General features: G+C 72.8%; 22 protein-coding genes and 1 tRNA gene. 9 read left to right on the top strand and 14 right to left on the bottom strand.

What is annotated here, in order from left to right:
* Entirely contained in the window at positions 1 to 3,264 is a 3,264-nt protein-coding gene (locus tag AB0E62_RS08130; RefSeq protein WP_362189799.1) for a S41 family peptidase, read from the top strand.
* 50 nt (positions 3,265 to 3,314) lie between these two features.
* Here AB0E62_RS08130 and AB0E62_RS08125 read toward each other — a convergent pair whose 3' ends face one another.
* From AB0E62_RS08125 to AB0E62_RS08110, 4 genes are all read right to left on the bottom strand, one after another.
* Entirely contained in the window at positions 3,315 to 3,512 is a 198-nt protein-coding gene (locus AB0E62_RS08125) for a hypothetical protein (RefSeq protein ID WP_362189797.1), read from the bottom strand.
* 87 nt (positions 3,513 to 3,599) lie between these two features.
* Positions 3,600 to 4,484: an SDR family oxidoreductase gene (locus AB0E62_RS08120; protein WP_362189794.1), complete on the bottom strand. Its 885-nt coding sequence runs from the start codon at positions 4,482 to 4,484 to the stop codon at positions 3,600 to 3,602.
* Positions 4,481 to 5,416, bottom strand: a complete 936-nt coding sequence (locus AB0E62_RS08115; protein ID WP_362189791.1) for an alpha/beta hydrolase — start codon at positions 5,414 to 5,416, stop codon at positions 4,481 to 4,483. The genes AB0E62_RS08120 and AB0E62_RS08115 overlap by 4 nt, the downstream gene beginning before the upstream one ends.
* A complete protein-coding gene (locus tag AB0E62_RS08110) occupies positions 5,413 to 6,921 on the bottom strand; it encodes an NAD(P)/FAD-dependent oxidoreductase (protein ID WP_362189788.1) in 1,509 nt (502 codons plus the stop codon). Before AB0E62_RS08110 ends, AB0E62_RS08115 begins: the two co-directional genes overlap by 4 nt.
* Positions 6,922 to 7,099: 178 nt before the next feature.
* Between AB0E62_RS08110 and AB0E62_RS08105 the strand changes: the two genes are divergently transcribed.
* Positions 7,100 to 7,720 (top strand): MerR family transcriptional regulator, encoded by a 621-nt coding sequence (locus tag AB0E62_RS08105; RefSeq protein WP_362190137.1) that lies wholly within the window; start codon positions 7,100 to 7,102, stop codon positions 7,718 to 7,720.
* Between the two features lie 17 nt (positions 7,721 to 7,737).
* Here AB0E62_RS08105 and AB0E62_RS08100 read toward each other — a convergent pair whose 3' ends face one another.
* Positions 7,738 to 8,541 carry an exodeoxyribonuclease III gene (locus tag AB0E62_RS08100; protein WP_362189785.1) on the bottom strand — a complete coding sequence of 268 codons (804 nt, stop codon included), beginning with the start codon at positions 8,539 to 8,541 and terminating at the stop codon, positions 7,738 to 7,740.
* Between the two features lie 80 nt (positions 8,542 to 8,621).
* On the opposite strand from AB0E62_RS08100, the gene AB0E62_RS08095 reads away from it, so the two are divergent.
* The 6 genes from AB0E62_RS08095 (at position 8,622) to AB0E62_RS08070 (ending at position 14,969) form a co-directional block, all read left to right on the top strand.
* The gene (locus AB0E62_RS08095; RefSeq protein ID WP_362189783.1) at positions 8,622 to 9,098 is read left to right on the top strand and encodes a GNAT family N-acetyltransferase; all 477 of its coding nucleotides are present in this window, start codon (positions 8,622 to 8,624) and stop codon (positions 9,096 to 9,098) included.
* A 187-nt stretch (positions 9,099 to 9,285) separates the two neighbouring features.
* Positions 9,286 to 9,876 carry a hypothetical protein gene (locus AB0E62_RS08090; protein ID WP_362189780.1) on the top strand — a complete coding sequence of 197 codons (591 nt, stop codon included), beginning with the start codon at positions 9,286 to 9,288 and terminating at the stop codon, positions 9,874 to 9,876.
* Between the two features lie 2 nt (positions 9,877 to 9,878).
* A complete protein-coding gene (locus AB0E62_RS08085; RefSeq protein WP_362189778.1) occupies positions 9,879 to 11,159 on the top strand; it encodes a peptidoglycan-binding domain-containing protein in 1,281 nt (426 codons plus the stop codon).
* Positions 11,156 to 11,863: an ABC transporter ATP-binding protein gene (locus AB0E62_RS08080; protein ID WP_362189775.1), complete on the top strand. Its 708-nt coding sequence runs from the start codon at positions 11,156 to 11,158 to the stop codon at positions 11,861 to 11,863. Before AB0E62_RS08085 ends, AB0E62_RS08080 begins: the two co-directional genes overlap by 4 nt.
* Positions 11,860 to 13,173, top strand: a complete 1,314-nt coding sequence (locus tag AB0E62_RS08075) for an ABC transporter permease (RefSeq protein ID WP_362189772.1) — start codon at positions 11,860 to 11,862, stop codon at positions 13,171 to 13,173. Before AB0E62_RS08080 ends, AB0E62_RS08075 begins: the two co-directional genes overlap by 4 nt.
* A 167-nt stretch (positions 13,174 to 13,340) precedes the next feature.
* Positions 13,341 to 14,969, top strand: coding sequence for an ATP-binding protein (locus AB0E62_RS08070; protein WP_362189769.1), 1,629 nt, complete (start codon positions 13,341 to 13,343; stop codon positions 14,967 to 14,969).
* A gap of 30 nt (positions 14,970 to 14,999) precedes the next feature.
* Here the strand turns inward: AB0E62_RS08070 and AB0E62_RS08065 are convergent, their stop codons facing one another.
* The 8 genes from AB0E62_RS08065 to galU form a co-directional block, all read right to left on the bottom strand.
* A complete protein-coding gene (locus AB0E62_RS08065; protein WP_362189766.1) occupies positions 15,000 to 15,695 on the bottom strand; it encodes a response regulator transcription factor in 696 nt (231 codons plus the stop codon).
* Positions 15,696 to 15,958: 263 nt separating this feature from the next.
* Positions 15,959 to 16,032 (bottom strand) — tRNA-Ala (locus tag AB0E62_RS08060).
* 82 nt (positions 16,033 to 16,114) lie between these two features.
* Positions 16,115 to 17,326 carry a gephyrin-like molybdotransferase receptor GlpR gene (glpR, locus tag AB0E62_RS08055; protein ID WP_362189763.1) on the bottom strand — a complete coding sequence of 404 codons (1,212 nt, stop codon included), beginning with the start codon at positions 17,324 to 17,326 and terminating at the stop codon, positions 16,115 to 16,117.
* Positions 17,327 to 17,454: 128 nt separating this feature from the next.
* Complete coding sequence (locus AB0E62_RS08050) at positions 17,455 to 18,093, bottom strand: GNAT family protein (protein ID WP_362190135.1); 639 nt, start codon at positions 18,091 to 18,093, stop codon at positions 17,455 to 17,457.
* The gene (locus AB0E62_RS08045; protein WP_362189760.1) at positions 18,090 to 18,587 is read right to left on the bottom strand and encodes a MogA/MoaB family molybdenum cofactor biosynthesis protein; all 498 of its coding nucleotides are present in this window, start codon (positions 18,585 to 18,587) and stop codon (positions 18,090 to 18,092) included. Before AB0E62_RS08045 ends, AB0E62_RS08050 begins: the two co-directional genes overlap by 4 nt.
* On the bottom strand, positions 18,584 to 19,063 hold the full coding sequence (moaC, locus tag AB0E62_RS08040; RefSeq protein WP_030615946.1) for a cyclic pyranopterin monophosphate synthase MoaC: 480 nt from the start codon (positions 19,061 to 19,063) through the stop codon (positions 18,584 to 18,586). Before moaC ends, AB0E62_RS08045 begins: the two co-directional genes overlap by 4 nt.
* Positions 19,064 to 19,189: 126 nt before the next feature.
* On the bottom strand, positions 19,190 to 20,512 hold the full coding sequence (gene glp, locus AB0E62_RS08035; RefSeq protein ID WP_362189757.1) for a gephyrin-like molybdotransferase Glp: 1,323 nt from the start codon (positions 20,510 to 20,512) through the stop codon (positions 19,190 to 19,192).
* Positions 20,509 to 21,420, bottom strand: coding sequence for a UTP--glucose-1-phosphate uridylyltransferase GalU (gene galU / locus AB0E62_RS08030; protein WP_362189753.1), 912 nt, complete (start codon positions 21,418 to 21,420; stop codon positions 20,509 to 20,511). Before galU ends, glp begins: the two co-directional genes overlap by 4 nt.
* A gap of 170 nt (positions 21,421 to 21,590) precedes the next feature.
* Here galU and AB0E62_RS08025 point away from each other — a divergent pair, with 170 nt between their 5' ends.
* A complete protein-coding gene (locus AB0E62_RS08025) occupies positions 21,591 to 22,136 on the top strand; it encodes a 5-formyltetrahydrofolate cyclo-ligase (RefSeq protein ID WP_362189750.1) in 546 nt (181 codons plus the stop codon).
* Between the two features lie 78 nt (positions 22,137 to 22,214).
* On the opposite strand, the gene AB0E62_RS08020 is transcribed toward AB0E62_RS08025, so the two are convergent.
* Entirely contained in the window at positions 22,215 to 25,154 is a 2,940-nt protein-coding gene (locus AB0E62_RS08020; RefSeq protein ID WP_362189747.1) for a penicillin acylase family protein, read from the bottom strand.
* Positions 25,155 to 25,382 lie beyond the last annotated feature (228 nt).

The following is a 25,382-nucleotide window of genomic DNA, read 5'->3' as shown; positions in this document are numbered from 1 at the left end:
GTGAGCTATCTGCGCCTTCCCCACCTCAGCGGCGACCTGCTGTGCTTCGTGGCCGAGGACGACCTCTGGCTGACCCGCCTCGGCGCCCCGGACCGCGCCTGGCGGCTCACCGCGGACCGCACCAAGGCCGGCCATCCGCGCTTCTCCCCCGACGGCCGCCACATCGCCTACACCTCCTGGCGCAGCCTCGTCCCGGAGATCCACCTGGTCGACGTCGACGGCGGCGGACCCGCGCGCCGGCTGACGTACTGGGGCAGCGTCGACACCCAGGTGTGCGGCTGGACCCCGGACGGCGACATCCTGGCCGTCGCCTCCCACGGCCAGCCCTTCTCCCACTTCACCTGGGCCTACAAGGTGCCGCCCGACGGCGACCCGGGCGGCCGGCTGCCCTGGGGCCCGGTCTCCGACATCCAGGTCACCGGCCTCGGCGGCGAGCGCCGGACCCTGCTGCTCACCGGCACCCCGCCGCACGAACCCGCCTCCTGGAAGCGCTACCGCGGCGGCGCCACCGGCCGCCTGTGGCTGCACGGACAGCGGCTGCTGCCGGACCTCGACGGCCATCTGGCCTGCCCCATGTTCGTCGCCGGCCGGATCGCCTTCCTCTCCGACCACGAGGGCGTCGGCAACCTCTACTCCTGCGCCCCCGACGGCACCGGTCTGCGCCGCCACACCGATCACGACGCCTTCTACGCCCGGCACGCCGCGAGCGACGGCAGCCGGGTGGTGTACCAGTGCGCGGGCGACCTGTGGCTGGTGGACGACCTCTCCCCCGGCGCCGGTCCGCGCCGGCTCGACGTCCGGCTGGCCGGCCCGCGCACCGGCCGCCGCCCCTACCAGGTACCGGCCGCGCAGCACGTCGACGGCATCTCCGTGGACGAGACCGGCCGGGCCAGCGCGGTCGTGGTCCGGGGCAGCCTGTACTGGCTCACCCACCGCGACGGCCCCGCCCGCACCATCACCGAGACGCCCGGCGTCCGGGTCCGGCTGCCGGAGATGCTGGGCTCCACCGGCCAGGTCGCCTACGTCACCGACGCCGAGGGCGCCGACGCCGTCGAGATCGCCCAGCTGCCCCGCGCCACCGGCGGCCGCGCCCCCCGCCGGCTCGCCCCCGGCGCCCTGGGCCGCGTCCTGGAACTGGCCTCGGACCCGCTGGGCGAACGGCTGGCGGCCGCCTCGCACGACGGGCGGCTGCTGCTCATCGACGTGCCCGAAGACACCGGGGAGCCGGCCGCGGACGGCGCCGGCGCGGTCACCGAGCTGGTCCGCTCCGGCAACGGGCCCGTGCGCGACCTCGCGTTCTCCCCGGACGGCGCCTGGCTCGCCTGGTCGCACCCCGGGATCGGCCGCTCGCTCAGGCAGATCAAGCTGGCCCGCATCAAGGACCGGCTGATCGTGGACGTGACCAACGGGCGTTTCGAGGACGAGAACCCGGTCTTCACCCGCGACGGCCGCTATCTCGCCTTCCTGTCCTGGCGCGGCTTCGACCCGGTCTACGACGTGCACACCGGCGACCTGTCCTTCCCGCTCGGCTGCCGCCCCTATCTGGTCCCGCTGTCCTCGGCCACCCCCTCCCCCTTCGCCCTCAGCCCGGAGGGCCGGCCGGCCGCCGGCGGGCTGGACCCGCTGGAGGACGAGGGAAGCGGCGAGGCCGGCACGGTCACGGTCGAGGTGGAGGGGCTGGCGAGCCGGGTCACGCCGTTCCCGGTGATCGCCTCCAAGTACTCCGGGCTGTGCCCGGTGGCGGGCGGCGGCCTGGTCTGGCTGCGCTGGCCGATCTCCGGCGCGCTCGGCGAGACCTTCGTCAACCCGGCCGACGTCAGCGGCCGCCCCACCCTGGAGTACTTCAACCTCACCAAGGCGAAGAAGTCCGAACTGGTCGACCACCTGGACTGGTTCTCGGTCAGCGGCGACGGCTCCCGGCTGGTCGTGGTGGACGAGGGCGACCTGCGGGCGGTGCCGTCGACCGAGGCGGGCGACGGCGACACGACCGTGTGGATCGACGTGCGCCGGATCAAGCACGAGGTGGACCCGCCCGCCGAGTGGCGCCAGGCGTACGACGAGGCGGGCCGGCTGATCCGCGCCTACTTCTGGGACCCGGGCATGTGCGGGATCGACTGGGACGCGGTCCTCGACCAGTACCGTCCGCTGGTCGAACGGGTCGCCTCTCCCGACGAGTTCGCCGATCTGCTGCGCGAGGTCCTCGGCGAACTGGGCACCTCGCACGCCTACGTCACCGCGGCCCGCCGCAACGAGGGCCCGCCCCACTACCAGCGCTGGCAGGGCCTCCTCGGCGCCAACTTCGCCCGGCACGACGGCCGCTGGCTGGTGCGGCGGATCCTGGCCGGCGACTCCTCCGACTCCCGGGCGCGCTCCCCGCTGGCCGGTACGGGCATCCGCGAGGGCGCCGTGCTCACCCATGTCGACGGCCGCCCGGTGGACCCGGTGACCGGTCCCTACCCGCTCCTGGCCGGTTCCGGCGGTACGACCGTGGAGCTGACGTTCACCCCGCCGGACGGCGAGCCCGGCGGACCCCGGCGGGTCGCCGTCGTCCCGCTCGTCGACGAACGGCCGCTGCGCTACCAGGACTGGGTGGCCAAACGCCGGGACGTGGTACGCGAGTTGAGCGAGGGGAAGTGCGGCTATCTGCACATCCCCGACATGGGCGGCTCCGGCTGGGCCCAGTTCAACCGCGACCTGCGCATGGAGATGTCCCGGCCCGCGCTGATCGTGGACGTGCGGGGCAACGCGGGCGGGCACATCAGCGAACTCGTCGTGGAGAAGCTGACCCGTACGATCCTGGGCTGGGACCTGACCCGGGACGCGCAACCGGTGTCGTACGCCTCCAACGCCCCGCGCGGGCCGGTGGTGGCCCTGGCCGACGAGGCGACCTCCTCCGACGGCGACATGATCACCGCCGCCTTCAAGCTGCTGGAGCTGGGACCGGTCGTCGGCCAGCGGACCTGGGGCGGAGTCGTCGGCATGACCGGGCGGCACCGGCTCGGCGACGGCACGGTCATCACCGTGCCGATGAACGCGGCCTGGTTCGACGCCTACGGCTGGTCCGTGGAGAACCACGGCGTCGCCCCGGACGTGGAGGTCCTGCGCACCCCCGTGGACTGGGCCGAGGGCCGCTACCCGGTGCTGGGCGAGGCCGTCCGGCGGGCCCTCCGGCTGCTGGAGAGCCACCCGGCCGCGGTCCCCCCGGACCGCTCCGGCGTGCCCGACCGGTCCCGGCCGAAGCTGCCCCCGCGCACGGCCGGGTAGACAGCGGAACGGGGTGCCCCCAGAGAGGGCACCCCGCGTCATCGGTCCGGCTAGGCGTCGTAGTCCTGGTTGAACCGGTCCCGCACCTGCTGCTCCGTGTCCTCGATGTCACGGTGGTTCTGGGTGCCGCGCTGCGGCTGGCCCGGCCGGCCCTGCTGACCGGTCTTCTGACGGGCCTGTCCCGCCTTCTCCTGGGCCTTCTCCTTGGCCTGGCGGGCCTTGTCCTGCGCCTGGTCCTTCATACCCATGTGGGTTCACTCCCGTGGTGGGTGGGGATTGGCCCCTCGGTGGGGCCTCGACCAGATTCACACGGGCCAACACGCGCCGCATGTCGATCAGTTACGGTGCGTGGCGCGCGCCGCCTCGTCGGCCGCGCCACCTGCGCCGACGAGCCCGGAGGACATCCCCCGCAGCCGGGGCGCGAACCGCTTCATCTCCCGCTGCCCGACCGTCCCGATGAGCGCCGGCAGATACCCGCGCACGCCCTGCATGCCGCGCAGCCACCACTGCCCGTACACATGCGCCGAGCGCCGCTCGATCCCGTCGGCCAGCCGGTCCACCGCCGGGCCCAGCGGGTAGGTCTTGTTCGACGGCCAGGGCAGCCGCTGCCGCAGCTCGCGCATCACCTCGTCCTGGTCGGCTCCGCGCACCATGTCCGTGTCGGTCCAGGACAGATAGGCCACGCCGACGCGCACGCCCTGGTGGCCGACCTCGGCGCGCAGGCTGTGCGCGTACGCCTCCACGCCCGCCTTGGACGCGCAGTACGCCGTCATCATCGGCGCGGGCGTGAGCGCGGCCAGCGAGGCGATCTGCAGCAGATAGCCCCGGCTCTCCGCCAGCACCGGCAGGAAGGCGCGCGCGGTCACCGCCGAACCGATCAGGTTCACCTCGATCACCCGCCGCCAGGCCACCGGATCGGAGTCCGCGAACGGACCGCCGGTCGCCACCCCGGCGTTGGCCACCACGATGTCGACCTTGCCGAAGCGCTCCTTCACCTCCCGCGCGACCCGGCTCATGGTCTCGTGGTCGGTGACATCGGCGTACCAGTGGGCGCTCTCGTGGTGCAGCCGCCCGGAGACCTCCTTGAGCGCCTCCTCCTCCAGCCCGACCAGCGCCACCTTCGCCCCGCGCGCGGACAGTTTGCGCGCCAGCAGCGCACCGACGCCGCGCGCCGCTCCCGTGACGACCGCGACCTGCCCTTCGAGGCTGACCCTGCTCATGCGCCCTCCTTGATCCGCACGGGGGCGGCCCCCGTGACATGCGTACCGACGAGGTCCCGGATGCGCGCGGTGACCGACTCCGGCGCCTCGACGGGGGTCATGTGGCCGACTCCGGTCAGCTCGGTGAGACCGGCGCAGTGCGGCAGCGCGTCCGCCAGCGCGCGGGCGTGCACCGGGGGCGTGAGCCGGTCGGCCGTGCCGCACAGCACCGCGGTGGGCACGGCCAATCCCCGTACGCCGTGGTCGAGATCGAGCGTGGCCAGCACCGTCGACCACGCGTGGCGCACCGCGCGCGGACAGGCGTGCACGATCCGCGCGCACGCCTCCACCCGCTCCGGAGCCGAACCGGGGCCCATGGTGGCGTACTTGAGGATGCCCTTCGCCACCGGCGTGACCGGTCCGAGCGGGGCGCGCGAACCGAGGACGCGTGCGGTGAGCCAGGTGCGCACGCGTCCGGCGCGCAACGGCACCACGCGTGACTCGGCGACCAGCCGCGAACTGCCCGTGCTGCACAGCAGGACGGCCGCGGCGTGCGCCCGGAAGCCGGGGCGCCCGGCGGCGGCCATGACCGTCATGCCGCCCATGGAGTGGCCGGCGATCACCGCCCGTTCCCCGGGCGCGAGGGCCGACGCGAGCACCGCCTCCAGGTCGTCCGCGAGGGCCTCGGTGGTGCACACGGGACTGGCCGGACTGCGCCCGTGCCCCCGCTGGTCGTAGGCGATCACCCGGTGATCGGCGGCCAGGTCCCGTATCTGCGCCGCCCAGAACGCCGTCGAGCAGGTCCAGCCGTGGGAGAGCACGACGGCGGGCGCGTCCTTGGGGCCGTGGACCTCGACGTGCAGCCGGGCGCCGTCGGCGGAGACGGCGGTCAGCGTCCGGCCGGGGACCGGCGGGGCGAAGGGGCCGGGGGCGGCCGGGGCGCGGCGGCTCACGCGAGGGCCCCGGTCTTCCGCCCGGCCACCGGCGCGGGCTTGCGGATCACCTCGTACTCCGCCAGGTCCACCCGCCGGGTCGCGCGCCGGAACTCGGTGGTCGTGCCGGGCCAGATGGTGGTGTTGCGGCCGCTCGGGTCCAGGTACCAGCTGGTGCAGCCGCCGGTGTTCCACACGGTCCGCCTCATGCGCTCCTGGACCCGCTCGTTCCAGGCGTCCACGGCGGCGGGCCGGGCGTCCAGGGCGGTGCGGCCGCCGAGGACGTCGAGCTGGCGCAGATAGTCGGCCAGGTAGTTCAGCTGGGACTCGATCATCAGGATCATGGAGGAGTTGCCCAGGCCGGTGTTGGGTCCGATGATCGTCATCCAGTTCGGGAACCCGGCCGCCGCGGCGCCGCGCAGCGCCCGCATGCCGTTCTTCCAGGACTGTGCGAGCGTGGTCCCGTCCGCGCCGACCACCCGCTCGGCGATGGGCATGTCCGTCACGTGGAACCCGGTGCCGAAGATGATCGCGTCGACCTCGGCCTCGCTGCCGTCGGCCGCCACGACCGTGGAGCCGCGGATCTCGGTGAGCCCGCTGGCGACGACGTCCACGTTGGGCCGGGCCAGCGCCGGGTAGTACTCGCTGGACAGCAGGATCCGCTTGCAGCCGATGCGGTAGTCCGGGGTGAGCTTGGCGCGCAGCGCGGGGTCCTTGACGGCGCGTGCCATGTTCCGCTTGGCGAGCTGCTCGACGAGCCCGAGTTCGTCGGGGTGCTTGGTGAACGCCTGCACCTGGAGTTCCCGGATGCCCCACAGCAGTCCGCGGCGGGCCTGCGCGGTGACCGGCAGCCGCCGGTGCAGCCAGCGTTCGGCCCCGCTGATGGCACGGTCCACGCGGGGCATCACCCACGGCGGGGTGCGCTGGAAGAGGGTGAGCCGGCCGACCCGCGGCTGGATGGCGGGCACGATCTGGATCGCGGAGGCGCCGGTGCCGACCATGGCGACCCGCTTGCCGCGCAGGTCGTAGTCGTGGTCCCAGCGGGCGGAGTGGAACACCTTGCCCGGGAAGGAGTCCAGGCCCGGGATCTCGGGGATCTTCGGGTCGGACAGCGGCCCGGTGGCGGAGACGACGACATCGGCGCGCAGCGTGCCGCGGGTGGTCTCGACGGTCCACCACAGGTTGTCGTTGTCCCAGGTCATCAGCTTGACCTCGGAGTCGAACCGGAGGTGCGGGCGCAGTCCGAACAGGTCGGTGACGTGCTCCAGGTAGGCGCGGATGTGCCGCTGCCCGGAGAAGGTCCGCGGCCAGTCGGGGTTGGGCGCGAAGGAGAAGGAGTACAGGTGCGAGGGCACGTCGCAGGCGCACCCCGGATAACTGTTGTCCCGCCAGGTGCCGCCGACACTGCCGGCCCGCTCCAGGACGACGAAGTCGGTGACTCCCTCGCGGCGCAGCCGCACGGCGGCCCCCAGCCCGCCGAACCCGGACCCGATCACCGCCACCCGTACATGCTCGTGCTCGGCCATCCCGAAGCCTCCACGCATCACCTAGGAACTGTGCCAGTGAACACTGGCGCAATGGGACTGTAGAGCAGCTCCGTACCGAGCGGTAGGGGGCGGGGAAGGGAAAGTTACCGACGGTACGCCATAGGCTGCGGACGTGGCAGAGGACGCAGAGCACAGGGCAGGCCCGCGCGAGTACCGCATGGAGGAACTGGCCCGGCTGGCCGGCATCACCGTGCGCACCCTGCGCTTCTACCGCGAGCGGGGGCTGCTCGCCCCGCCCCGCCGCGAGGGCCGCATCGCCTGGTACGACGACCACCACCTGGCCCGGCTGCGCACCATCGCGGCCCTGCTGGAACGCGGCCACACCCTCAGCGGCATAGCGGAACTCGCCGAGGCCCTGGACCAGGGCCGAGATGTCGCCGACCTGCTGGGCGTGGGCCCGCCCACCGAGGAGGAGCCGGTCCGCCTCACCCCCGAGGAACTCGCCGCGCGCTTCGAGGGCGAGGTGACGCCCGAGAACCTGGCCGCGGCGATGGAGCTGGGCTATCTCGGCACCGACGGCGACGAGATCGTGCACATCAGCCGTCGGCTGCTGGACGTCTCCTCGGCGCTGGTGCGCGAGGGCATCCCGCTCGCCGAGGTGCTGGCCGCCGCCGCGCGCGTCCGCGAGCACGCCGAGGCGCTGGCCGGTCTGTTCGCCGACGTGATCACGCGCCACGCCCCCGAGGACGACCTGCGCCGACTGCGCCCGCTGGCCCGCAGCGTGGTGGAGGCGGAACTCTCCCTGGCCCTGGACCGCCGGCTGAACAAACGGGACTGAGCCGGCCCCCGTGTCGCTCAGAGGTCGTAGACGACGGTCACCGGCGCGTGGTCCGACCAGCGCTCGGCGTGCGTGGCGGCCCGCTCCACGAACCCCTTGACCGCCCGGCCGGCGAGTCCGGGGGTGGCCACGTGGTAGTCGATGCGCCAGCCGGAGTCGTTGTCGAAGGCCCGCCCACGGTACGACCACCAGCTGTACGGCCCCTCGGTGTCCGGGTGCAGCGCGCGCACGACGTCGACGTACCCGCCCTCCTCCGCCGCGAACACCCGGCCGAGCCAGTCCCGCTCCTCGGGCAGGAAGCCGGAGTTCTTCGTGTTGCCGCGCCAGTTCTTCAGGTCGGCCTCGCGGTGGGCGATGTTCCAGTCACCGCACACCAGCACGTCGCGCCCGTCGGCGGCGGCGCGCTCGCGCAGCTCCTTCAGGTGGACGAGGAACTCGGCCATGAAGCGGACCTTCTCGTCCTGCCGTTCCGTGCCGACCTCACCGGAGGGCAGGTAGAGGGAGGCGACGGTGACGCCGGGCAGCTCGGCCTCCGCGTACCGGCCGCTGCCGTCGAACTCGGCGGAGCCGAAGCCGACCCGGATCCGGTCGGGCTCGCGCCGGGTGTAGAGGGAGACGCCCGCGCGGCCCTTGGCGGCGGCCGGGGCGTGCACCACGTGCCAGCCGTCAGGCTGCCGGACCTCCTCGGGCAGCTGGTGCGGCTCGGCCCGCACCTCCTGGAGGCAGACGACGTCCGCGTCGGTCGCGGCGAGCCACTCCACGAAGCCCTTCTTCGCGGCGGCGCGCAGCCCGTTCACGTTCACGGTGGTCACAGTCAGCACCCCGGCACGATACCGGCACACTGGTCGGGGTCCGAAAACTCCGGGACCACCCCCGACCGCATAGAAGTACGATACTCCGCATGAATATACGTCGCGTTCGCTTCGATCACCCCGACGCCGTCAAGCTCAACGACGAGGTCCAGACCGAGTACCACCTGCGCTACGGCGACGGGGGCGACGCCACGGTCCTGGCGCCCGAGGACTTCGATCCGCCCCGGGGCGTGTTCCTGATCGCCTACGACGAGCGGGACCGCCCGGTGGCGACCGGCGGCTGGCGCGGCCAGGACCGCAACGCCGAGGGCAACGAGGACGGCGACGCGGAGCTGAAGCGCATGTACGTGATCGAGCAGATGCGCGGCCGGGGCCTGGCCCGCCGCATCCTCGCAGAGCTGGAGGAGGACGCCCGCGCGGCCGGCCGCATCCGCATGGTCCTGGAGACGGGCACCAAGCAGCCGGAGGCCATCGCCCTGTACACCTCCAGCGGCTACGCCCCGTGCCCCAAGTTCGGCTACTACCGCCACTACGAGGACAGCCTCTGCTACGCCAAGCACCTGTGAGCCCCGGCCCCCCGGGGGCGCCGCCCGGCACCCCGCCCGGGAACGGCGACGGCCCCGCCGGCCCGAAGCGCCGGGGGACCACATGATCGCGTGACAGGTTCTTCAAAAGTTCTTCATCGTTCCCGCCCTACCGTCACCCCGTCTGCCGCATCCGCGGCCGGGCGGTACAGGAGGAGTGGGAGAGTCAATGAGGACGAACCGGGCATTACTGGCTTCGGTGGCATCGGTCTTGGCCTTCGCGCTGGGCGGCTGTGGCAGTGATGACGGCGGTGCGAAGGTCCCTTCGGCGGGCGGTGCCGGCACGTCCGCCTCGGAGAGGGCGAACGGGGGCGGTGCGGAGGATGAACTGGCCGTGTACGTGCAAGGCCAGCGCGAGTGGGTGAAGTGCATGCGCGACAACGGCATCGATGTCCCCGACCCGGATGAGTCCGGGCAGGTCGACCTCTCCGGGCAGGGTCTCGCCCTCAAGAAGAACCCGAAGTTCATCGATGCGTCGAAGAAGTGCTCCGCGAAGAAGCCCGCCGTCCCCGAGAGTGTCGAGGCGGCCAACCGGCCCAAGCTCACCCCTGAGCAGATCAAGACCAAGCGCGAATACGCCGAGTGCATGCAGAAGAACGGCGCCCAGGACTTCCCCGACCCGGGCCCCGACGGCTACGGCGGCGACAACAACTCCGGTGCGCCGGAGTGGGATCAGAGCTCGGCCGGTGCGCAGCGGGCGACGCGCGTCTGCGCCCCCGTCATCGGCGGTCCGACCGACCCGCCGGCGGGCAAGGGCTGACGATGACCGAGACGGTGACGCACATCGATGACGAGCCCCCGAAGGCGCCCACGCCGCCGCGCGGCAGGCGGGGCCGGCGTACGGCGCTGATCGCCTCCGCCGTGGTCGTGGCGGCGGTGGTCGCCGTGGCCGGCGCGCTGGGACTCGGCGGCGGGGACGACGGAGAACCGGGCGCCCCGCCCCGAGCCGGCTCCGTCGTCCCGGTGACCCGGGCGACGCTGGCCGAGCGCACGTCGGTGGAAGGCCAGTTGGGATACGGCATGGAGCTTCCGCTGCCCGTGAAGGCACAGGGGACCGTGACCTGGCTGCCCGGGACGGGCGCCACGGTCGAGCGCGGCGACGAACTGCTCCGGGTCGACGACCGGCCGGTGATCCTGATGTACGGGAACCTGCCGATGTACCGGTCCCTGGGGCTGACGGCCCAGGAGAACGAGCAGGGGTCCGGCGACCAGAACCCGGACAGACAACAGCAGGATGACGGAGGAGGAGCCGGCGAGTCCCCGGACCCCTCCGGGTCGGCGGCGCCGGGGGGCGCGGGAACCGACAGTGGCCCCGGCTCCTCGCAGGCGCCGCGCGAGCTGAAGGGCATGGACGTCATGCAGTTCGAGACCAACCTCGCCGCCCTGGGCTACACCGGCTTCACCGTGGACGAGAGGTTCACGGACCTCACGGCCGCCGCCGTCAGGCGTTGGCAGAAGTCGCTCGGTGTGCCCCAGACCGGCACGGTCGGCGTGGGCGACGTCATCTACTCCGCGAGCAAGGTACGGATCGGTCAGCCCGGCACTCGGCTCGGCTCCGCCGTCGGGGAGAACACCCTCACCTACACCGGAACGACTCGTAAGGTGACCGTCAACGCCTCCGCGGCAGAAGCCGCCTGGGCCGTCCGTGGCGCTCGCGTCACGGTCAGGCTGCCCGACGGCGACCCCGTGCAGGGCGAGGTGGCGGCGATCGGCAAGCAGGCGACCGCACCCGAGGGAGGCGGAGGCGAGGGCGGCGGGACGGGCCGGCCCGCCACGATCCCCGTGACCGTCACCCTCGAGGACCAGAGGGCCGTCGGCCGGTTGGAGAGCGGGCCCGTCACGGTCGAGTACGTGGGCAAGGAGGTCAGGGACGTGCTGACCGTCCCTGTCTCCGCGCTCGTCGCCCTCGCCGAGGGCGGACACGGCCTGGAGACCGCGGACGGCCGATTCGTCGCCGTGCGGACCGGGCTGTTCGCAGACGGCGATGTCGAGGTCAGTGGCGCCGCGGTCCGCGAGGGCATGAAGGTGAGGATCCCCGAGTGAGCGGCGCGACGACGGTTGTGGAGTTCGACGCGGTCTCCAAGACCTATCCGGGCGGCGTGGCCGCCGTACGCGACGTGAGCCTGCGCATCGGGCGGGGCGAACTGGTCGCGATCGTCGGCCCCTCCGGCTCGGGCAAGTCGAGCATGCTCAACCTCATGGGCAGCCTCGACCGACCGTCCGCGGGCCGGGTCCTCGTCGACGGCCACGACGTCGCGAGCCTGTCGGACCGGGAGGTCTCCGCCCTGCGGGCCACCCGGATCGGCTTCGTCTTCCAGCAGTTCCACCTGGCCGTGGGCGTCCCCGTACTGGACTCGGTCGCGGACGGACTGCTCTACGCGGGCGTGCCCATGCGCCGGCGCCGGGCCGAGGCGTCGGCCGCCCTGGAACGGGTCGGGCTCAGCCACCGCGTCCACCACCTCCCGCATCAGCTCTCCGGCGGCGAGCGCCAGCGCGTCGCCGTGGCCCGTGCCGTGGTCGGCGGCCCGTCGGTGCTGCTGGCGGACGAGCCGACCGGCAACCTCGACTCGACGTCGGGCGCGGCGGTGCTGACCCTGCTGCGCGAGCTGAACGCCGCGGGCACGACCGTCGTCGTCATCACCCACGACCGTGAGATCGCCGCCGAGCTGCCACGCCGCATCGAAATGCGTGACGGCCGCCTGGTCGCCGACATCGAGCGGAGCACGACGATCGGGGCGCCCCGATGACGGACCACACGACCGGCTCCTCCTGGCAGGACGGCCGGAAGGCGGACCCCGAGGCCGTCCGCGTCCGGGCAGGGGCGCCCTCGTTCCCGGCGGACGGGGCCCGGGAACCGTCACAGCCGCGGGCCGGTCTGCGCGCCGCCCGGCTCGGCCCCGCGGACGTCATCCGGCTCGGCGGGACCGGCCTGCGGACCCGCCCGCTGCGGGTGTTCCTGTCCGCCCTCGGCATCGCCATCGGCGTCGCCGCCATGATCGCGGTGGTCGGGATCTCGGGTTCCGGACAGGCGGAGGTGGACCGTCGGCTGGACGTACTCGGCACGAACCTGCTGCGGGTCGCCCCGGGAGAGACTCTCGACGGCGCCGCGGCCGAGCTCCCCGTGGAGTCCGTGGCGATGATCGGGCGGATCCCACCCGTGCAGCAGGTCGCCGCCACCGGGTCGACAGGGGCGCACGTCTACCGCAATGACCGCATCGCCGTCGGCCGCACCGGCTCCCTCGACGTCCTCGCGGTCGGCTCCGGCCTGCTCCCGGCCGTCGGCGGTCACGTCAGCAAGGGCCGCTGGCTGGACTCCGCGACGCAGGAGTACCCGGCCGTCGTGCTCGGCGCGACCGCCGCCCAGCGGCTCGACGTGTACACCCCGGGCACCCGGGTCTGGCTGGGCGGCCGCTGGTTCTCGCTGGTGGGCGTCCTCGATCAGGTGCAGCTCGCGCCGGAACTCGACAGCGCCGCGCTGGTCGGCTGGCCCGCGGCCAGGACGTACCTCCGCTTCGACGGGCATCCGTCGACGATCTACATCCGGGCGGAGGACAGCCAGGTCACGTCGGTCCGGGCGGTGCTCCCGGCCACGGCCAATCCCGCGAAACCCGGTGAGGTGCGGATCTCCCGGCCCTCCGACGCGCTCGCGGCCCGTGAGGCGACCCGGTCGGCACTCACCGGGCTGCTGCTCGGCCTCGGCGGCGTCGCACTCCTGGTCGGCGGGGTCGGCGTCGGCAACACCATGGTCATCTCGGTCCTGGAACGCCGGCCGGAGATCGGTCTGCGCCGGGCCCTCGGGGCGACGAAGGGCCGGATCCGCACCCAGTTCGTGACGGAGTCCCTGCTGCTGTCGCTGATCGGCGGCCTCGGCGGAACCGTGCTCGGCACGCTGATCACGGCCGGGTACGCGTTCAGCCGGGACTGGCCGACGGTCGTCCCCGTCTGGGCGAGCGCGGCCGGCGTCGGCTCGACGCTGCTCATCGGCGTGATCGCCGGTCTGTACCCGGCCGTCCGGGCGAGCCGGCTGTCACCGACAGAGGCGCTGTCCGGCACATGAGCCGGACAACGTCCGGGGCGGGACCGCAAGGCGCCGGTGCCGCAGTCGAACCGCCGCGAGCCGATTCTCCACCGCTTCGTCATGGAAGCCTCACTGATGCCGATTCGTCACTCCGAAGGAGTCCTGGTGAGCGCACAGGTCCCGTATTCCGTGACGGGAGGGGCGCGATGAGCTTGCGGCTCCGGGTGCTCGGTGTGCTGATGCTGATCGCCGTCACCGCCACGGCCGCCACCAGCTGGCTCACCCTGCGGCAGGCCAACCGACAGGTACGGGAGGCCGTCGCGGCCGGCCAGAAGGAGGTCTCCCAGGTCATCGGCGAGCTGCGCGCCTACGGCTTCGCGCATGGCACCTGGGAGGATCTCGCACCGGTGGTCGGCGCGCTGTCGAAGGACACCGGGCAGCGCGTTCTGGTCACCACGGAGACCGGCGTCCTGCTCGCCGACTCCGACACCCTCGCGGGCCGCGGGCCGCGGCCGCCGGGCAGTCAGCCCCCGGTTCTGGTGGACCCGCGCCCGGTGCTGCGATTCGACCGGAATCTGGTGCCGAGCACGGTCGAGAAGCTGGCCGTGGTGGCGATCGTCGAATACCGTGCGGCGGTGGCCGACGCGGCATGCCTGACCCGGGCGGGGGCGGAGATGACGGTCCGGCCCAACCGCATGGGCGTCCCGGTGGTCACCGTCGAGCGCCGGCCGACCCAGTGCGTGGAGCCGCGGCCCGGCCTCGATCCCCAGCGCGCCCAGGATCTGGCCGCGGCCAGGGCGTGCGAGGCCGACCAGCCGCTCGTCCCCTGCCTCCGACGTGTCTTCAACGAGCGCACCGCGTCCGTCGCCCCGGCCCGTCTCGAGGTGCGCCTCGGATACCAGGACGAGTCACCGCCCACGATCGCCGCCGCCCCCGCCGTCGCCGTAGCCGTCGGGGTCGCGCTCGCCGCGATCCTCGGGGCGCTGCTGCTGAGCCGGGCCGTGCTGCGGCCCGTGCGGGCCATGACGCTCGCCGCCGAGGGGCTCGGCGAGGGGGATCTGGAGCGACGCGTTCCGGTCACCGGGCGGGACGAGATCGCCCACCTCGGCAGAGCGTTCAACCGCATGGCGGACTCCATCCAGGCCGGTGAGGACCGCCAGCGCCGTCTCACCGGCGACATCGCGCACGAGCTGCGCACTCCGCTCGCCAACCTGCGTGGCTACCTGGAGGCCCTGCGGGACGGGGTCGTCGAGCCGACGCCCGAACTGCTCGACTCGCTCCACGAGGAGGCGCTCCTCCAGCAGCGGATCGTGGACGACCTCCACGACCTCGCGCTCGCCGAGGCCGGCGCGCTCACGTACCACCGCTCCGAGGTCAACCTGCGGGATCTCCTCGAAGCCACCCGCACCGCGTACCGCGCCCACGCCGGGACGGCGGGCGTGGCGTTGGAGGTGGAGGCCCCGCACCCGGTGTACGTGAACGCCGACGCGGACCGGCTCCGCCAGGTCGTCGGCAACCTCGTCGGCAACGCGCTGCGCGCCACGCCGTCCGGCGGGCGCGTGACACTGGCCCTCGTCCCGCACGGCGAGCTGGCAGTCGTCGAGGTGCGGGACACCGGCAACGGGATACCGGTGGAACACCTGCCGCACCTCTTCGACCGCTTCTGGCGGGCGGACGCGTCACGGGGGCGGGCGACAGGCGGCAGCGGCCTCGGCCTGTCGATCGCCCGGCAGATCGTGACCGACCACCGGGGCACCATCGGCGTGGCGAGCACGGTCGGGGTGGGCACGACGTTCACCATCACCCTGGGCGCGCGCCCGGTTGCGCCCCTCTGAACCACTCAGGTCCCGGCGCCCCGGAGCCGCTCAGGTTCCCTCCGCGAGCCGGTAACCCCGTCCGTACACCGTCTCCAGCAGCCTCGGGCCCCCCGGCACCTCCAGCTTCCGCCGCAGGTTCATCACGTGCGCGTCGACCGTCCGCTCCAGCACGTCCTGATCGAAGCCGAAGACCCGCTCGATGATCTGTGCCCGGGTGAAGACCCGCCCGGGCTCGCGGGCCAGTGCCTCCAGGACGGCGAACTCCCTCGCGGTCAGCGTCACCGGCCGGCCCGCGACCCGGGCCTCGAACCGCGCGGTGTCCAGCTCCACCTCGCCGACCCGCAGCAGTGTCGTCCCGGCCGACGCCGACTTCCCGGCCCGCCGCAGCAGCGCCCGTACCCGCGCGGTCAGTTCGCGCGGGCTGTAAGGCTTGGCGAGGTAGTCGTCTGCGCCGAGGTCGAGCCCGAGGAGCATGTCCTCCTCGGTCGTGCGGGCAGTGAGCAGCAGGATGGGGACGTCCGCGGTGCCCGGCTCGGTTCTCAGGATGCGGCACACGTCGAATCCGTCGACGTACGGCAGCATCACGTCAAGCACGATCAGATCGGGCCGGATCGACCGCGCCTTCTCCAGAGCGGCGCGACCGTCGGCCACGACCTGCACCGCGTTGCCCTCCCGTTCCAGATAGATCCGGATCAGCCGAGACTGTTTCCCGTCGTCCTCGGCGACCAGAATTCGAGCGCTCAACGCTTCTCCCCCAACGCGACCCTGCGAGTTCCAGCACCGTAATACAGAACCTGCCGAGCACTTGTTGCTTGGAGGAGCACGCGTTCGAGCGAGGGCCGCACCGGATCACCACCGTGCCGACCGACCGCCTCCGACCCGCCTCGGAGCGGGCTCTACGAGCGCACTGACGGCCGCCATCCACCACCCCGAACCGGCATCGCACGACCCTCGGAACGACGAAGATCCCGCCCGATCTTACGATCGGACGGGATCTCATCGTGCAGTGGACCTGAGGGGATTTGAACCCCTGGCCCCCTCGATGCGAACGAGGTGCGCTACCGGACTGCGCCACAGGCCCTTGCAACGAGTGAAACTCTAGCATCCCGATCCGGGTGCTTGGAAATCCGTTCCCTGACTGGTCAGGGCGGGGGTGACCGGGGTCACTCGTTGGCGGCGCGCGGCCGGTCGCCGTCCTCGTACTGGTCGAACAGGGGAGTGCGGCCGCGCTCCCGGGCCCGGCGGGCCGAGGCGGGGCCGGCGCCGCGCGAGCGGGTCCGCGACTGCGGGCGGGCGTCCCCGCGCGCGTCCGCCCGCCGGTCCGCCGCGTCGGTCTCCGGCGTACGGCCCGCCTCCTGCTCCGGAACGACCGCGCTGGACCGCGCCGAGCTCCAGGTGTCGGGCGCCCCGAGGTCCACGTCGGAGGTGGCGCGCGGGGCGACGGGCGCGGTGACGTAGGTCGGCAGGGGCACCGGCACCGGGTCCCAGCTCTCCCCGTGCCCGGGCCGCCGCTGCCGCTCACGCTGCTGGTCGACCCACTCGGCGTGGTCGGTCTGCTCCACGAGGGCGCGCCGGTCGGCGGCGAGGGCGGAGAGCCCCGCGTCGTCCGCGCCGGTGTCCTGGCCCTGGCCTGCCTCGTCCGCGCCCGTGTCCTCCGCCGTGGACGCGCGCGGGCGCGGGCGGTGTTCGCGCAGGCGCTGGGCGGCGGCCTCGGCACGGCGGCGGTCCATCTGGTAGGCGAAGCGGCGCCGTTCCTGCACCCGCAGGTACGCGATGTAGGCGCTGAGCAGCACGGCCGGGACGCCGGGTGCCCACAGGAAGGCGAGTCCGCCGACGGCCGCGATGACCGTGCCCAGGGTGAAGGCGACGAAGAGCATCACCGTGGTGCGCCGGCGGCGCGCGAGCACCTTCGAGCGCTGGGCGCGCGCGGCGGCCGTCTGCGCCGAGGGCGCGCGCCGTGCCACCGGTTCACGCTGCGGTGTGGGCGCGGAGACGGGGTCGGGCGCCGGCGCGGGGGGCTGCTCCGGGACCGGTCCGGCACCCGCGGGGGCCTCCGGGCCGTCGTCCGCCGGCTCGGCGTCCGGGCCCGTCCGACGGCGGGCCGGAGGCACGGCGAAGGCCCGGACGTCCACCGAGTCGGTGACGGCGTCCGGGTCGACGGCGTCCGGCTCCCCCTCCTGGGCGGAGCGCGCCCGCAGGTCCCTGGCGTACCGGCGCTCCATGCCCGCCCGTCCGGAAAGCAGCCGGATGGCGGTGCTGAAGCGTTCCGTCGGACGGGCCTCGTTCAGCTCGTCCTGCCTACGGAGCCACATCGGCACCAAGTAGGCGGCCCAGGCCCCGACAATGACTGCGTAGATGAGGCCGCTGCTGCTCACGCCTCACACGGTAGAGGGGTTTGCGTGAGGCCATCCGCCAATTGGGCCGGTGTGTCGCACGATCTGGCTGATATTTCCAGCATTTTTTGCGACCGATGCGATTTTCAATAATCGAACATATTTTCAATTCACGGGCTTTCGGTGCGCTGGGCCCGCTGCGAGCGCGCCCGGTGCCACCGGGTGAGCAGCCCGTCGGGCACCTCTTCGGCGGTGAGCGCGTAGACCAGGTGGTCGCGCCAGGCGCCGTCGATGTGCAGATAGCGCGGCCGCAGCCCCTCCTCGCGGAATCCGAGTTTCTCCACCACGCGCCGGCTCGGCCGGTTCTCGGGGCGGATGCAGACCTCGATGCGGTGCAGTCCGACGGTGCGGAAGCAGTGGTCGACCGCGAGCGCGACCGCCGTCGGCACCACCCCGCGCCCGGCCACCGCCTCGTCCACCCAGTACCCGATGTGCCCGGAGCACATCGAGCCCCAGGTGATTCCGGCGACCGTCAACTGCCCGGCCAGCCGCCCCTCGTACTCGATGACGAACGGCAGCATCCGGCCCGCGCCGGCCTCGGAGCGCAGGTGCCGGACCATCTGGCGGTAGGTCGGCCGGTGCGCGACCGGACCGCTCGGCGCGGGCGGCGGGATGGTCGCCTCCCAGGGGCGCAGCCAGTCGCGGTTGCGCCGGTTGACCTCGCGCCAGGCCCGCTGGTCGCGCAGCTTTATCGGCCGGAGGACGACTTCGCCGTCCGCCAGCTCGACGGGCCAGGAAGGGCTGTTCAGCTCGCACCCCCACCGGGTCCGGGGTGGTCGCCGCCGCGGATCTGGTCGACGGCGTGCACCAGCAGCGGCTCCAGCACGGCGAGGCCGTCGCGCACCCCGCCGGTGGACCCCGGCAGGTTCACGATCAGCGTCCGGCCGGCCACGCCCGCCAGGCCCCGGGACAGCGCGGCGGTCGGCACCTTCTCCCGCCCGTGGGCGCGGATGGCCTCGGCGATGCCCGGCACCTCGCGGTCGAGCACCGCGCGGGTGGCCTCCGGAGTGCGGTCGGTGGGCGAGATGCCGGTGCCGCCGGTGGTGACCACGACGTCGTACCCGGCCGCCACGGCCGCGCGCAGGGCCTCCTCCACGGGGGCGCCGTCGGGGACCACCCGGGGGCCGTCCACGTCGAGTCCGAGGGCGCGTAGGCCGTCGGCGACCAGCGGGCCTCCCTTGTCCGCGTAGACACCCGCGGCGGCCCGGTTGGAGGCGGTGATCACCAGGGCGCGGTAGCTCATGCCCGGCTCCAGTCGCCCGACTTGCCGCCCGTCTTCTCCTCCACGCGCACGTCCGTGATGACCGCCCCCTTGTCGACCGCCTTGACCATGTCGACCACGGTGAGCGCGGCGACCGTCACCGCGGTGAGGGCCTCCATCTCGACGCCCGTGCGGTCCGTGGTCTTCACGGTGGCCCGGATCTCCACGGCGTCGTCCGCGACCGACAGGTCCAGTGTCACACCGGACACCGACAACGGGTGGCACAGCGGGATGAGGTCGGGGGTCCGCTTGGCCCCCATGATCCCGGCGATGCGCGCGGTGGCCAGGGCGTCGCCCTTGGGCATCCCCTCGCCGCGCAGCAGCTCGACCACGCGCGGTGCCACGAGGACCCGGCCGCTGGCACGGGCGGTGCGCGCGGTCACGTCCTTCCCGGATACGTCGACCATGCGGGCCGCACCCGCCTCGTCGATGTGCGTCAGCCGTTCCTGCGTACTCATGCTGTGGCGCTCCCGGTCCGGGCCCGCGCGGTGCGGAGCGCGGGCCTGCTGTGCGCGCAACGGTACCGCCAAGCCGGGCCGGACAGCGGACCAGGACCGCCCCGCGGACGGGCACGCGCGCGTGCCTCAGCCGAGCAGTACGACCTCGACCTCGCTGCCGGGCTCGACGGACTCCACGTCCTCGGGGACGACGATCAGCGCGTCCGCCTGTGCGAGGGCCGCGATCAGGTGGGATCCGGCTCCGCCCACGGGTCTCACCTCACCGCCGGCACGGCGGCCGCGCAGGAACTGGCGGCGGCCCCGGGGCGAGCGCAGCGCCGCGTCCGCCTCGAGCGTGGCCCGGGTGCGCGGCCGGTGGAGGTCGGTCAGGCCCATCAGGGCGCGGATGGCGGGGCGGACGAACAGTTCGAAGGAGACGTACGACGACACGGGGTTGCCGGGCAGGGCCAGCAGCGGGGTGTGGTCGGGGCCGATGGTGCCGAAGCCCTGCGGCTTGCCGGGCTGCATGGCGAGCTTGCGGAACTCCACGCCGCCGCCCGCCTCGTCCTCGTCGCCGACGGAGGACAGCGCCTCCTTGACGACGTCGTAGGCGCCCACGCTGACCCCGCCGGTGGTCACCATCAGGTCGGCGCGGATGAGCTGGTCCTCGATGGTGGTGCGGAGCGTCTCGGCGTCGTCGGCGACGGCGCCCACCCGGTAGGCGATGGCGCCCGCGTCCCGCGCGGCGGCGGTGAGGGCGAAGCTGTTGGAGTCGTGGATCTGCCCGGGCGCCAGTGACTCGCCGGGCTGGACGAGTTCGCTACCGGTGGAGAGCACGACCACGCGCGGGCGCGGGCGCACCCGGACCGTGCCGCGGCCGATCGCGGCGAGCAGCGCGATCTGCGGCGGGCCGAGGACCGTACCGGCCTCCAGGGCGAGCTCGCCGGCCCGTACGTCGCTGCCCTCGGCGCGCACGTGCGCGCGTGCCTCGACGGACCGGTACACGTGCACCTGGCCCTCGGCGCCCTCGGGGGCCAGGCTGCGCGCCCGCATGCCGCTCGCCGGGCCCTCGCCGAGCCCGCCGTCGGTCCACTCGACGGGGACGACGGCCTCGGCGCCGGGCGGCAGCGGGGCGCCGGTCATGATGCGCGCGGCCTGCCCGGGGCCCACCCGCACCGGATCGGCGGCGCCGGCCGCGACGTCCCCGACGACCTCCAGGGCCGCCGGGAACTCCTCGCTCGCGCCGGCGACGTCCGCGACCCGTACCGCGTACCCGTCCATGGAGCTGTTGTCGAACGGCGGCAGGGAGACGGGCACCGTGACGTTCTCCACCAGGACGCACCCCTGGGCGTCGAGCAGTTGCAGCTCGATGGGCTCCAGGGGGCGGACCGTGGCGAGGATGTCCTCCAGGTGCTCGTCCACCGACCACAGGTCGTCCGGGCCGGCGGGGCGGGTCGCGGCGCTGCTCAAGACTGCTGCATCTCCTCGGCTACGTAACTGCGGAGCCAGGCCCGGAAGTCCGGGCCCAGGTCTTCACGTTCGCACGCGAGTCTGACAATGGCACGCAGATAGTCGCCACGGTCGCCGGTGTCGTAGCGGCGGCCCTTGAAGACGACGCCGTGCACGGGGCCGCCGACCTTCTCGTCCTGGGCGAGCTGCTGGAGGGCGTCGGTCAGCTGGATCTCGCCGCCGCGGCCCGGCTCGGTCTCGCGCAGGACACCGAAGATGTTCGGGTCCAGGACATAGCGGCCGATGATCGCGTAGTTGGACGGGGCGTCGGCCGCATCCGGCTTCTCGACCAGTCCCGTGACCTTCACCACGTCGCCGTCGGCGGTGGCCTCCACGGCGGCGCAGCCGTAGAGGTGGATCTGCTCGGGGGCGACCTCCATGAGGGCGACCACGCTGCCGCCGTGCCGCTCCTGGACCTCGATCATGCGCCGCAGCAGCGGGTCGCGGGGGTCGATCAGGTCGTCGCCGAGGAGGACGGCGAAGGGTTCGTCGCCGACGTGCGGGGCGGCGCACAGCACGGCGTGACCGAGTCCCCTGGGGTCGCCCTGGCGGACGTAGTGCATGGTGGCGAGGTCGCTGGACTCCCGCACCTTCGCGAGCCGCTGGGCGTCGCCCTTCTTGTCCAGGGCCGATTCCAGCTCGTAGTTCCGGTCGAAGTGGTCCTCCAGCGGGCGCTTGTTGCGCCCCGTGACCATGAGGACGTCGTCGAGCCCCGCCGACACGGCCTCCTCGACCACGTACTGGATCGCCGGCTTGTCGACGACGGGCAGCATCTCCTTCGGAGTGGCCTTGGTGGCCGGCAGGAACCGGGTACCGAGACCGGCCGCGGGAATGACAGCCTTACTGATCCTGGAGTGGGACTGAGTCATGCCCGCCACCATAACCGGAGCTTTTGTGCGGAAACTGTGACTCCGGTGGATTACCCCTCATATAAACCACATTACGAAGGGTGCGAGGACGACCAGTGGAACACGACGGATCTACGGCCCACCCTGACAAGCGTGCGTTGCGGCGGGAGTTCCTAAACGTAAGGAACAGATTGACGGCAGCCGACATCCAGGAGACGGGCCGCGCGCTGGCGGAGCACGCCCTGGAACTGCCCGGGCTGACCGCGGGGCGGACGGTGGCCGCGTACGTCTCCGTGGGCACCGAACCGGCCACCCTCCCGCTGCTGGAGGCACTGCGCACGCGCGGGGTGCGGGTGCTGCTCCCCGCGCTGCTGCCCGACAACGACCTGGACTGGGGCGAGTACACCGGACCGGACTGTCTCGAACAGGTCCGGCACGGCGGGAAGATGGCGCTTTCCGAACCCTCCGGCCCGCGTCTGGGCCCGGACGCGGTGACCGCCGCGGACGTCGTCCTGCTGCCCGGTCTCGCGGTGGACGCGCGGGGGATGCGCCTGGGCCGCGGCGGAGGGTCCTACGACCGGGTGCTGGCCCGCCTGGAGCGCGCGGGCGCGCGCCCCCGGCTGGTGGTGCTGCTGTACGACACGGAGGTCGTCACGCGCGTCCCGGCCGAGGCGCACGACAGGCCGGTGCACGCGGTGGTGACGCCGTCGGGCGTGCGCCGCTTCCCGGTTCCCTGACCCGGGCCTCGCCCCTCCTGGACGGAAAACGGCCCTCCACGCGCGCGTGGAGGGCCGTTTCAGTGAAGTGCCGCGGGGTCAGGGCTTGAGGACGAGGGTGTCGCTCGTGCTCTTGTCCACCGCCTTGCCCGAGAACGACCAGGGCAGCAGCTCGCCGTCGGCCCACTTGCCGGTCTGGTCGGTGTAGTGCGCGCTGAACGCGTGCCCGGAGGCGCCGGCCAGGTTGATCCACTTCGACTTGTCCAGGTCGGCGAGGTTGACGACCATCCGCATGGACGGCACCCAGACCACGTCGTAGCCGCCGGCCGCGTTCCAGCCGGTCGCGTTCACCGCGGCCTCGCCGCCGCTGAGCTTCCAGGGGCCGCGGTTCAGCAGGAGCTGCACGACCTTGGGGCCCTCGGTGCCGAGCGTCTGGTTCTTCAGGAACAGCCGGTGCAGCCGGCCCCAGCTCCAGGTGTCGATGTCCTTGCCGAGCTTGGCGGTCAGCTCCCAGCGGGCGTCGATCATGGCCCGGGCGAAGAGCTCGTCACGGTCGGAGGCGCCGGGGCGGGTGCCCGACTTGGGCGCCTTCCACCAGTCGCTGTCCGGCTTGTCCAGCAGGGTGCGCACGACCTCGAACCAGCGGTCGCCGCCGTCCGGCTGTGCCTGGTCGGCATCGCGCCGGCCGCACTCGCGCACCTTGGTGTCGTCGTCCACCGGGCCGGTGCTGTCGATCTTGTCGACCCACAGGCACTGCCCCTTGACCCGCAGTTCCTTGGGCATCTTGTTGCCGAAGGCCAGCTTGAGGACGTTGCGCCAGACGGCGTTGAAGTACGCCGCCGCCGCCGAGTCGGCGTCCTGGGTGTAGTCCCAGCCCTCCAGCAGCTTCTGTGCCTGGCGGACGTCCGGGTCGGACAGGTTGATCTTCAGCAGCTTGGGCACCAGCAGCTTGGCGATCTCGCTGCTGTTGTCCAGCTGCATCTGCCGCATGTCGTCGGTGGAGATCTTGCCGCCGCCCTTGATCTTCGACTCGATCAGGTCGGTGATGCGCTGGCTGCGGGTGCCGTAGCCCCAGTCGGCGGTCAGCGTGTACGGGTACTTCTCCGGGTCGATCACGGCCTGGTTGGCGGTGACGATGTAGCCGCGCTCGGGGTCGTACTCGTAGGGCAGTTCGTCCTGCTCGACGAAGCCCGTCCAGCGGTACTCCGGGTCCCAGCCCGGTGCCGGGAGGGCGCCGGTGTCCTTCTCGGAGCGGGTGGGGATCCTGCCGGGCAGCGTGTAGCCGATGTGATTGTCGGTGCTGGCGTAGACCAGGTTCTGGGAGGGCACGTCGAACAGGGCCGCCGCCGCGCGGAACTCGCTCCAGTCGGCCGCCTTGTCCAGCGCGAACACGGCGTCCATGGTGGTGCCCGGGTCGAGCGCGGTCCAGCGCAGCGCGATGCCGTAGCCGTCTCCGCGGTCGGGCGCGGCGGTGTTCACGGTGGCCTTCTTGCCGACCTCGACGAGTTCGTCGTCACGGTCGGACAGCAGCGGCATGCCGTCCTGGGTCTGGCGGACGACGATCGTCTTGGACGAGCCGCCGGCGACCTTGATCGTCTCCTCGCGGGTCCTGAACGGGCGGACCTTGCCGTCGTAGAGGTAGCCGTTCGCGCTGACCTTCTCCAGGTACAGGTCGGTGACGTCGACACCGGAGTTGGTCAGGCCCCAGGCGATCTTGCCGTTGTGGCCGATGACCACACCGGGCATGCCGGCGAAGGTGTAGCCCGAGACGTCGTACTGGCACTTGTCGGAGACGCTCCGGCAGTGCAGGCCCATCTGGTACCAGACGGACGGCAGGGACGCCGACAGGTGCGGGTCGTTGGCGAGCAGCGGCTTGCCGGTGATGGTGTACTTCCCGGCGACCACCCAGGAGTTGGAGCCGATGCCCTGGCCGTTCACGCCGACGGCGGTGGGCAGGTCGTCCAGGACCTCGGTGAGGCCCTCCAGCTGGCCGCTGAGCGCCGGGCCGCCGCCGGTGGCGGTGGAGGAGCCGGAGGTGCCCGCCGTGCCCTGGGAGGAGCCGGTGAGGCCGCCGGTGGTGCCGGTCGCACCGGAGGCGCCGGTGCTGCCTGTGGTGCCCGTCGAACCTGTGGTGCCCGTGGTGCCCGTGGTGCCGGTGGTGCCGGTCGAACCCGTGGTGCCCGCCGTGCCGGTGCCGGTCGTGCCCGTGCTGCCGGCCGTGCCCGCGGCGCCGCTCTGCTGGAAGGCCCGGGTCAGTTCGTCGTACTGGCCCTCCTGCACGATCGGCTTGTTGCGGCCGGCCGGGTAGGCCGGGTACAGGTCCTGGATCTGCTGCGGGCCGAGGCGGCTGGTCATCAGGGCGCGGTCGATCTCGTCGCGCATGTTGCCGCGCAGGTCCCAGGCCATCGCCTTCAGCCACGAGACGGAGTCGACCGGGGTCCACTTCTGCGGCTTGTAGTCGTTGGTGAGGCCCAGGGCCGCGTACTCCAGGGAGATGTCCTTGCCGTTCTTGCCCTGGAGGTAGGCGTTGACGCCCTTGGCATAGGCCTGGAGGTACTTCTTCGTGGCGGCCGACAGCTTGGTGTCGTACTCCTTCTCGGCGATCCGGTCCCAGCCGAGGGTGCGCAGGAACTCGTCGTTCTCGACCTGGCTCTTGCCGAACATCTCCGACAGGCGCCCGGAGGTCATGTGCCGGCGCACGTCCATCTCGTAGAAGCGGTCCTGCGCCTGGACGTAGCCCTGCGCCATGAACAGGTCCTCGTCCGAGGAGGCGTAGACCTGCGGGATGCCGTAGCCGTCCCGCTTCACGTCGACCGGGCCGGACAGGCCGTCCAGCCGGAGCGTGCCGGTGGTCTGCGGGAAGGAGGCGCGCACGGTGCTGACCGACCAGTACGACCCGTAGGCGATGCCTGCGATGACGGCCAGGACCAGCACCAGCACGATCAGTCGGGCTTTGCGCCCCTTCTTCCTGCCGGACTTGACGGACGTGGCACCCGTGGTGGCGGTGTCACCCGTTGTGGCGGTGGTGTTGGGGGGCATCGCTGTCCTTGCTGTCCTAACGCGAGCGGCAGGTCGGGCTGTGACTTTGAATGAGCGCTGGAGCAACCATAGGCGCAGGGCCCCGTCCCGCTTGACGCGGAGTCGGGAACCAGCGCGTACGAGCGTTCGATCTTGCCCTGCCGATCGTCAAGAAAGCGTCAAGAGTTAGGTAAGGTAACGAAGTAACAGGGGGGCCCGCACCAGGCCCCGGCTCCGCTTCCGAGGAGG

It is taken from the genome of Streptomyces sp. NPDC038707 (assembly GCF_040636485.1).
Taxonomy (GTDB): domain Bacteria; phylum Actinomycetota; class Actinomycetes; order Streptomycetales; family Streptomycetaceae; genus Streptomyces.
The sequence above is the reverse complement of the archived record's forward strand: the minus strand, read 5'-3'. Positions and strand labels throughout refer to the sequence as shown.

Bases quoted from the DNA above. Each gene is read 5' to 3' on its own strand.
- AB0E62_RS08075 (WP_362189772.1), top strand. From the start codon at position 11,860: ATGACGGACCACACGACCGGCTCCTCCTGGCAGGACGGCCGGAAGGCG.
- AB0E62_RS08070 (WP_362189769.1), top strand. From the start codon at position 13,341: ATGAGCTTGCGGCTCCGGGTGCTCGGTGTGCTGATGCTGATCGCCGTC.
- galU (WP_362189753.1), bottom strand. From the start codon at position 21,420: ATGACTCAGTCCCACTCCAGGATCAGTAAGGCTGTCATTCCCGCGGCC.
- AB0E62_RS08085 (WP_362189778.1), top strand. From the start codon at position 9,879: ATGACCGAGACGGTGACGCACATCGATGACGAGCCCCCGAAGGCGCCC.
- AB0E62_RS08125 (WP_362189797.1), bottom strand. From the start codon at position 3,512: ATGGGTATGAAGGACCAGGCGCAGGACAAGGCCCGCCAGGCCAAGGAG.
- AB0E62_RS08095 (WP_362189783.1), top strand. From the start codon at position 8,622: ATGAATATACGTCGCGTTCGCTTCGATCACCCCGACGCCGTCAAGCTC.
- AB0E62_RS08045 (WP_362189760.1), bottom strand. From the start codon at position 18,587: ATGAGCTACCGCGCCCTGGTGATCACCGCCTCCAACCGGGCCGCCGCG.
- AB0E62_RS08120 (WP_362189794.1), bottom strand. From the start codon at position 4,484: ATGAGCAGGGTCAGCCTCGAAGGGCAGGTCGCGGTCGTCACGGGAGCG.
- AB0E62_RS08020 (WP_362189747.1), bottom strand. From the start codon at position 25,154: ATGCCCCCCAACACCACCGCCACAACGGGTGACACCGCCACCACGGGT.
- AB0E62_RS08105 (WP_362190137.1), top strand. From the start codon at position 7,100: ATGGAGGAACTGGCCCGGCTGGCCGGCATCACCGTGCGCACCCTGCGC.
- AB0E62_RS08110 (WP_362189788.1), bottom strand. From the start codon at position 6,921: ATGGCCGAGCACGAGCATGTACGGGTGGCGGTGATCGGGTCCGGGTTC.
- AB0E62_RS08090 (WP_362189780.1), top strand. From the start codon at position 9,286: ATGAGGACGAACCGGGCATTACTGGCTTCGGTGGCATCGGTCTTGGCC.
- moaC (WP_030615946.1), bottom strand. From the start codon at position 19,063: ATGAGTACGCAGGAACGGCTGACGCACATCGACGAGGCGGGTGCGGCC.